Origin of the sequence: Streptomyces phytophilus (assembly GCF_013870535.1) — a bacterium.
Lineage (GTDB): Bacteria > Actinomycetota > Actinomycetes > Streptomycetales > Streptomycetaceae > Streptomyces > Streptomyces phytophilus.
On record NZ_JACBXC010000186.1, the window covers coordinates 1 to 7,469 of the forward strand.

Annotated in this window: 6 protein-coding genes and 1 pseudogene; 5 read left to right on the forward strand and 2 right to left on the reverse strand. The window is 72.2% G+C overall.

Translation table 11 applies throughout. The features are described 5' to 3' along the window. On the forward strand, positions 1 to 977 hold a 977-nt coding region (locus H5J30_RS11895; RefSeq protein ID WP_181787405.1), incomplete at its 5' end, for an LCP family protein. A 97-nt stretch (positions 978 to 1,074) separates the two neighbouring features. Then, on the forward strand, positions 1,075 to 2,247 hold the full coding sequence (locus H5J30_RS11900) for an acyl-CoA dehydrogenase family protein (RefSeq protein ID WP_309505503.1): 1,173 nt from the start codon (positions 1,075 to 1,077) through the stop codon (positions 2,245 to 2,247). A gap of 37 nt (positions 2,248 to 2,284) precedes the next feature. Here H5J30_RS11900 and H5J30_RS11905 read toward each other — a convergent pair. After that, positions 2,285 to 2,929: pseudogene (locus H5J30_RS11905) on the reverse strand (DNA-3-methyladenine glycosylase family protein); the annotation flags it as partial. A gap of 134 nt (positions 2,930 to 3,063) precedes the next feature. Here H5J30_RS11905 and H5J30_RS11910 point away from each other — a divergent pair. Then, entirely contained in the window at positions 3,064 to 4,260 is a 1,197-nt protein-coding gene (locus H5J30_RS11910; protein ID WP_309505505.1) for a D-alanyl-D-alanine carboxypeptidase family protein, read from the forward strand. Positions 4,261 to 4,341: 81 nt separating this feature from the next. Then, positions 4,342 to 6,333 carry a DUF8823 domain-containing protein gene (locus H5J30_RS11915; protein ID WP_181787407.1) on the forward strand — a complete coding sequence of 664 codons (1,992 nt, stop codon included), beginning with the start codon at positions 4,342 to 4,344 and terminating at the stop codon, positions 6,331 to 6,333. Positions 6,334 to 6,365: 32 nt separating this feature from the next. Here H5J30_RS11915 and H5J30_RS11920 read toward each other — a convergent pair whose 3' ends face one another. Then, entirely contained in the window at positions 6,366 to 6,989 is a 624-nt protein-coding gene (locus H5J30_RS11920) for a TetR/AcrR family transcriptional regulator (protein WP_181787408.1), read from the reverse strand. Positions 6,990 to 7,053: 64 nt separating this feature from the next. Between H5J30_RS11920 and H5J30_RS11925 the strand changes: the two genes are divergently transcribed. Further along, a complete protein-coding gene (locus H5J30_RS11925) occupies positions 7,054 to 7,461 on the forward strand; it encodes a RidA family protein (protein WP_181787409.1) in 408 nt (135 codons plus the stop codon). Positions 7,462 to 7,469: the final 8 nt, after the last annotated feature.

Below are 7,469 nucleotides of genomic sequence, written 5' to 3' on the forward strand. Positions count from 1 at the left end.
TCGTCGCCGGCGTGCTCATGGCCGCCGGGGGCCTGTGGTGGGCGTACGAGCACTACACCGGCCGCGTCGACCGCATCCCGAACGCCTTCCCGACGAACGTCCCCGAGAAGCACCAGCCGGCGCCGTCCAAGGGCGGCGAAACGTACCTCCTCATCGGCGTCGACGCCCGCTCCGACCTCCCGCTCACCGGCGACGGCGCCGGCGAGCACGCCTGGCAGCCGGGCGCGCAGCGCAGCGACACGATGATGCTCGTCCACCTCCCCGAGGGCCGCGACGGCGGCTACGTCGTCTCCCTGCCCCGCGACTCCTGGGTGAACATCCCCGGCCGCGGCGACGCCAAGCTCAACGCCGCCTTCTCCTACGGCGGCCCGCCGCTGCTCATCGACACCGTGCAGCGCATGACGAAGGTCAAGATCGACCACCTCGCGGTGATCGACTGGAGCGGCTTCAAGCGGCTCACCGACGCCGTCGGCGGCGTCGACATCACCATCGACGAGACCACCCCCCGCCGCAACGGCGGCGGCGAGTGGACGGCCGGCACCCACCACATGGACGGCAGCACCGCCCTCGACTACGTACGCGAGCGCTACGGCCTGCCCCGCGGCGACCTCGACCGCACCCAGCGGCAGCAGAACTTCCTGCGCGCCGTCCTCACCGAGACGATGTCCGCGGACAACTTCTCCAACCCGCTCAAGGTCAAGCGCCTGCTGGACGCGGTGACCGCCACGGTCAGCGTCGACGACCGGTTCTCCGACGGCGCGATGCGCGACCTGATGTGGGACATGAAGGGCGTGCGCTCCTCCGACCTGGTGTTCATGAACGCGCCGGTCGCGGGGCTCGACATGATCGACGGCCAGTCGGTGGTCCTGCTGGACGACAAGGCCGGGGACCCGCTGTGGGAGGCCATGCGCAACGACACCATGGCGCGGTACGTGGAGAAGTACCCGACCGACCGGCTGGGCAGCACCGCGCCCTGAGCCCCTGTCGCCAACGTCACGTACGTCCGCTCGCCGCGCACGGCATACCATCGGAACTACTTAACGGTAATTAGCATGTGCGGGAATGGAGAGAGCCTTGGCAGGAGCGCCCGAATTCGACCTGTACCGCCCGGCCGAGGAGCACGACATGCTCCGCGACGCCGTACGCTCGCTCGCCGAGGCGAAGATCGGGCCCTTCGCGGCCGAGGTGGACGAGGAGGCGCGCTTCCCGCAGCAGGCACTGGACGCGCTCGTCACCAACGACCTGCACGCCGTCCACGTCCCCGAGGCGTACGGCGGCGCGGGCGCGGACGCGCTGGCGACGGTCATCGTCATCGAGGAGATCGCCCGCGTCTGCGCCTCCTCCTCCCTCATCCCGGCGGTCAACAAGCTGGGCTCGCTGCCCCTGATGCTCTCCGCCTCGGAGGAGCTGAAGGCGAAGTACCTGACGCCGCTGGCGCGCGGCGAGGCGATGTTCTCGTACTGCCTCTCCGAGCCCGAGGCCGGCTCCGACGCCGCCGGCATGAAGACCCGCGCCGTACGGGACGGCGACTCCTACGTCCTCGACGGCGTCAAGCGCTGGATCACCAACGCGGGCATCTCCGAGTACTACACGGTCATGGCCGTCACCGACCCGGAGAAGCGCTCCAAGGGCATCTCCGCCTTCGTCGTCGAGAAGTCCGACGAGGGCGTCTCCTTCGGCGCCCCGGAGAAGAAGCTCGGCATCAAGGGCTCCCCGACCCGCGAGGTCTACCTCGACAACGTCCGCATCCCTGCGGACCGCATGATCGGCGCCGAGGGCACCGGCTTCGCCACCGCGATGAAGACCCTCGACCACACCCGCATCACCATCGCCGCCCAGGCCCTGGGCATCGCGCAGGGCGCCCTCGACTACGCGAAGGGCTACGTCCGCGAACGCAAGCAGTTCGGCAAGCCGGTGGCGGACTTCCAGGGCGTGCAGTTCATGCTCGCCGACATGGCCATGAAGATCGAGGCCGCCCGGCAGCTGACGTACGCCGCCGCGGCGAAGTCCGAACGCGTCGCCGCCGGCGGCGGGGATTCGGACCTCACCTTCCAGGGCGCGGCGGCCAAGTGCTTCGCCTCCGACACGGCGATGGAGGCGACGACGGACGCCGTCCAGCTCCTCGGCGGCTACGGCTACACGCGGGACTACCCGGTGGAGCGCATGATGCGCGATGCCAAGATCACCCAGATCTACGAGGGCACCAACCAGGTCCAGCGCATCGTCATGGCCCGCAACCTGCCCTGATCCGGGGCGGCGCCGGACCCCGCCGCGTGCGGCGGGGTCACAGGCGGGCTATGTCCGGGATGGCGGCCTTCGGTTTGCGGCGCGGGGGCATGCGGCCCAGGAGGCAGATGTAGCGCGTGGCGCGGTGGCGCTGGCCCTCGGCCTCGTACGGGGCGAGCAGTTCGAGCATGCGTTCGTCGTCCGCGTCGCGCTCGCGCACCAGCGTGTAGCCCACGATGCGGGGCAGGTGCAGGTCGCCGACCGTGACCGCGTCGGCCGCGCCGCTGACGCGCTGCAGGGTCTCCGCCGCCGTCCAGGGGCCGATGCCGGGGATGGCGGTGAGGCGGCGGGTGGCTGCTTCGAGGTCCATCCCGGCCGCCGCCTGGAGGGCGCGGGCGCGGCGGACGGCTCGTACGATCGCCGCCGCGCGCTTGCCGTCGACGCCCGCGCGGTGCCACTCCCAGGACGGGATCATCGCCCAGCCGTGCGCGTCCGGCATCACCCGCATCCGCAGTTCGGTCCCCGCGGGGCCGGGGGCCGCGGTGCCGTAGCGGTGCAGCAGCAGGCGCCAGGAGCGGTACGCCTCGTCCGTGGTGACCTTCTGCTCCAGCACCGACGGGATCAGCGACTCCAGCACCAGACCGGTGCGGATCAGCCGCAGGCCGGGGTGGCGGCGGCGGGCCTCGTGCACGACCCGGTGCTGCGTCCGCTCCCACCCGGGCGGCGCAGCAGCAGCCCCTCCCGCCGTACGAGGAGAAGCGGCCGCTCGACCTGCTCGCCGAGCTGACCAACACCCCGCCGCCGCCCGAGACCCTCACCCGTACTCTCGTGCGGCGCGTGAAGATCTGGACGCCGCTGGTCATCCTGCTCGCGATCGTCCTCGGCGTGGTCCAGATGCTCCGCCCGCTGCCCGCCCCGACGCTCACCCTCACGGCCCAGTCCGGCTACGCCTTCGAGGGCGGCACCCCCGAGATGCCCTGGCCCAGCGAGGGGCAGGCGTCCATAGACGTCGCGGGGCTCGGCAGCCTCGGTTCGTACGGGAAGCAGAAGTCCGTGCCGATCGGCAGCGTCGCCAAGGTCATGACCGCGTACATCATCCTGCGCGACCACCCCATGAAGCCCGGCGGCAACGGACCGGGCATCCCGGTCGACGACACCGCCGTCGATGAGGCCGCGCTCAGCGCCGAGGGCGAGACGACGGTCGAGCTGGACCCGGACTCGAAGCTCAGCCAGAAGGAAGCCCTGCAGGCCCTGCTCATCGCCTCCGCCAACAACGTCGCCCGGCTGCTCGCCCGCTGGCACTCGGACGGCGACATGCAGGCGTTCGTGGACGAGATGAACAGGACCGCCGAGGAACTCGGCATGGAGAACACCACCTACACCGACCCCAGCGGCCTGAAGGACACCACCGTCTCCACCGCCGAGGACCAGGTGATCCTCGGCAAGGCGGCGATGAAGGACCCGCTGTTCAAGCAGATCGTCGCGATGCCCGTCTACACCGACAGCCGCGGCGACGACCACGACAACAGCAACAAGATGGTTCCGCTGCACGGCATCGGCATCAAGGTCGGCTCGACCACCAAGGCCGGCGGCAACTTCCTCTTCGCCACCGAGAAGAAGGTCGCGGGGGAGCAGCAGCTCATCGTCGGCGCGGTCCTCGGGCAGTACGCGGTGCCGCAGCTGCCGACCGCCATGGAGTTCGGCCGGCAGCTGATGGCGGCGGGCGAGAAGGCGCTCACGGACATGACCGTCGTGGAGAAGGGCGACGTCGTCGGCGAGGTCGACGACGGCCTCGGGGGTACGACGCCGGTGGTGGCGACCGAGGACGTCGTCGCGCCGGGCTGGGGCGGGCTGAAGGTGGGCCTGGAACTCGGCACGGACCGCTCCGGAGAGGTGCCGCACGAGGGTGCGAAGGGTGACGCGGTCGGGGTGCTGACGATGGGCTCCGGCCAGGGGGAAGTGCGGGTGCCGGTGGCGCTGGCGGAGGACATGGCGGAGCCTGGCATAGGGGCGAAGCTCAGCAGGCTCGGTTAGCGCCCGGGGGCGTCGTACGCCCGTGCTAGCGTCGCTGGCACCGCCCCCGGGGACGTCAAAGGAAGACGGGGAGTCGACGCAGTGACCACCGTGCAGCCGGACCGCGAAGCCGCGGCCGGCAGCCGATCAGCAGAGGGAACCGCCGCCGGCGCCGCCGCGGGCGGGGCCGAGCCTGCTTCCACGGACTCCGACGACCCGGCGACCCCCGCGGAGAAGGGCACGGCGGACCAGGACGGCGGCGACGCCACCGCCGCCCGCGCCCCGTTCGCCGACAGGCTGCGCTTCACCCCGCCCGAGGGACTGCGGCCCCACCTGCGCTGGCTCGCCCAGCGCCCCGTGCTCACCACCCTCGTCGCCGCTGGCATCCTGCACATCCTGTGGCTGCTGCTCCTCGCCAACGAGGGCGGGGACCTGGCGGCGCAGGACGCCTGGGCGGAGTTCGCCGGCCGGCATCCCTCCACGGCGTACAACTTCGCCTGGTACGGGGGTATGCACCCGGTCTCGTACAGCGTGGTCTCGCCCTATCTGATGGCCGTGCTCGGCGTGCGGACGACCATGGTGCTCGCCGGCACCCTGTCCGCCGGTGTGCTCGCGCTGATCCTCGCCCGCTGCCGGCAGGTGCCGCGGCCGCTGGTGCCGTCGCTCTTCGGCGCCGTGGCGCTCGTGGGCAACGCGGCCTCGGGCCGCGTGACGTTCGCGCTGGGGCTGCTCTTTGCGCTGGTCGCGATCGTGCTGGTCTTCCCGGGCGACCGCGACGACGAGGACGAGGACGAAGGGACCGGCGCGGGCGGGAAGGGCCGGCGGCGGATCGGCGGCTGGCGCGGGACCGCGATCGTGCTGTCCAGCATGCTGGCGACGGCGGCGAGCCCGGTGGCCGGGCTGTTCGCCGGGGTGGTCGCCACCGGGCTGTTCCTGCAGAAGCGGCGCACCGAGGCGTATCTGCTCGGGGCGGCGCCGCCGGTAGTCGTCGCGCTGTCGAGCTGGCTCTTCCCGTTCCAGGGGAACATGCCGATGCCGTGGATCTCCGCGGTGGCGCCGATGATCACCGCCGCGCTGATCTGGCTGATGGCGCCGGAGTCGTGGCGTACGGTCCGGATCTGCGCGGCGCTCTACTTCTTCGGCACCCTCGGCGCGTGGGTCATCCCCTCGCCGGTCGGCAGCAACATCGAGCGGCTTGCGCTGATCTTCGGCGGCACGGTGCTGCTGGTCATCGCGCAGACGGGGCCGCGGCCCGCGGCGCCGCGGCTGATGCGGTCCGTGGCGGCGGCGTATCTGGCGTTCGCGTCCATCACCGTGTGGGTGGTCGTCAAGCCCGTGGTCGACCTCGTGCTCACCAGCCCGACCGCGGCCTGGACGCGCGAGCTGGCGCCGCTGGTGGACCAGTTGCAGCAGGTGGACGCGGAGGCGGGCCGGGTCGAGGTCGTGCCCGTACGCAGCCACCGGGAGGCATCCGCGCTCCAGCCGTACGTGAGCCTGGCGCGGGGCTGGAACCGGCAGGCGGACCTGGACCGGCACGAGATCTTCTACGACGGCAGCCTGACCCCGACGACGTACCACGCCTGGCTGAAGAACTGGGCGGTGCGGTATGTGGTGCTGCCGGTGGAGGACCGGCCGGACACCGGGGCGCACGAGGAGGCGAAGATCGTCGCCGCGGGGCAGCCGTACCTGACGGAGATCTGGGCGGACGCGAACTGGCGGCTGTTCCGGGTGAACGACCCGACGCCGCTCGTCGAGGCCCCCGCGGAGGTGCGGCGGGCGGACGAGGGCGAGTTGGTCATCGACGTGAAGTACGCGGGGCCCGTGCTGGTGCGGGTGCCCTTCTCGCCGTGGCTGGGGCTGGTCGACGAGGACGGCGAGGGCGTCGAGGCGCCGGAGGTGCTGGAGGGCGACGGGTCGGACGGCGCGGACGTCGACGGGGTCAGGGAGTGGTCGGAGAGCGGGCAGCTCTACGTCAACCTGGAGGGCTGCGTGACGAGGGCCGGCGAGTGGACCCGCCTGCACGCCCCCCGCCCCGGCACGTACCGCATCTCGGCCCCGTACCAACTGCCGCGCGGCACGCACTGCCCGGACTAGGGTCTGTGCCCTGGCGCGTCACGGGTGCGCGGTCACGGTGCCGCCGTCCGCAGGCCGGCCCAGCCCCGCGCGACGGAGTCGCGGCACCGGCCCGGCTCGTCGCCCGCGGCCGTGAACAGGGCCGTCAGCATGGGCACTCCGTGGGCCAGCGCCGCGGGCGGCAGCGGGCCCGAGGTGACGAGCGACGCGAGCCCGTGCCCGATGGCCCAGCTCTGCGTCGCCAGTTCGAGGGGGTCGGTCCCGGCGGCGAAGCGCCCGTCGGCCGTGGCCCGTTCGACGGTACGGACGAGGGAGTGCAGGGTCTCGTCGGCGGCGCCGGGGTCTTCGAGGTCGAAGCCCGCGTCGAACATGATGCGGTAGAGGTCGGGGCTCTCCACCGCGTTGACCAGGTACGCGGCTCCCAGCGCGGCGAGGTCGCGCACCGCGTCGGCGGTCGGACCGACGGCCGCCAGCCCGGCGGTCAGCCGGCTGAATCCCTCCTGCCGCAGTGCCCGCCACAGCCCGTCCATGCCGCCGAAGTAGGTGTAGACGGCCATCGTGGAGACGCCCGTGCCGGCGACCAGGGTGCGCAGGGTGACGGGTGCTCTCGTACGGAGCATGTGTGCGGCCCGTTCCAGCAGCAGGGAGCGCACTGCCGGGTCCTTCGTCCGTGCCATGGCCGGCACTATACATAACAGTGCTATGTATAGTGCCGGGAGAGGCGCGAGGAAGGGGTCGTTCATGTCCGTGACGCTGGTCAATCCCGAGGGGCTGCCGAAGCCCGAGGTCTACCGGCAGCTGTCGGTCGCCACCGGATCGAGGCTCGTGTTCCTCGCCGGCCAGGTCGCCCGCGACGCCGGGGGCCTGCCGGTGGGCGAGGGCGACCTGGCCGCCCAGGTCGAGCAGTGCTATCTCAACGTCGCCACCGCCCTGGCCGGGGTGGGCGGCACCTTCGACGACGTGGCGAAGCTGACCGTCTACGTCGTCGACTGGAGCCCGGAGAAGATGCCGCTGCTGGGCGAGGGGGTGGACCGGGCGGCGGCGAAGCTCGGCGTCGACCCGGTCAAGCCGATCACCCTGCTCGGCGTCGCGGCGCTGGGGGAGCCCGACCTGCTGGTGGAGGTCGAGGCGACGGCGGTGCTGGAGTAGCGGCGGCG

Excerpts from the sequence above, each read along its gene's own strand:
- H5J30_RS11920 (WP_181787408.1), bottom strand. The coding sequence starts at position 6,989 with ATGGCACGGACGAAGGACCCGGCAGTGCGCTCCCTGCTGCTGGAACGG.
- H5J30_RS11925 (WP_181787409.1), top strand. The coding sequence starts at position 7,054 with ATGTCCGTGACGCTGGTCAATCCCGAGGGGCTGCCGAAGCCCGAGGTC.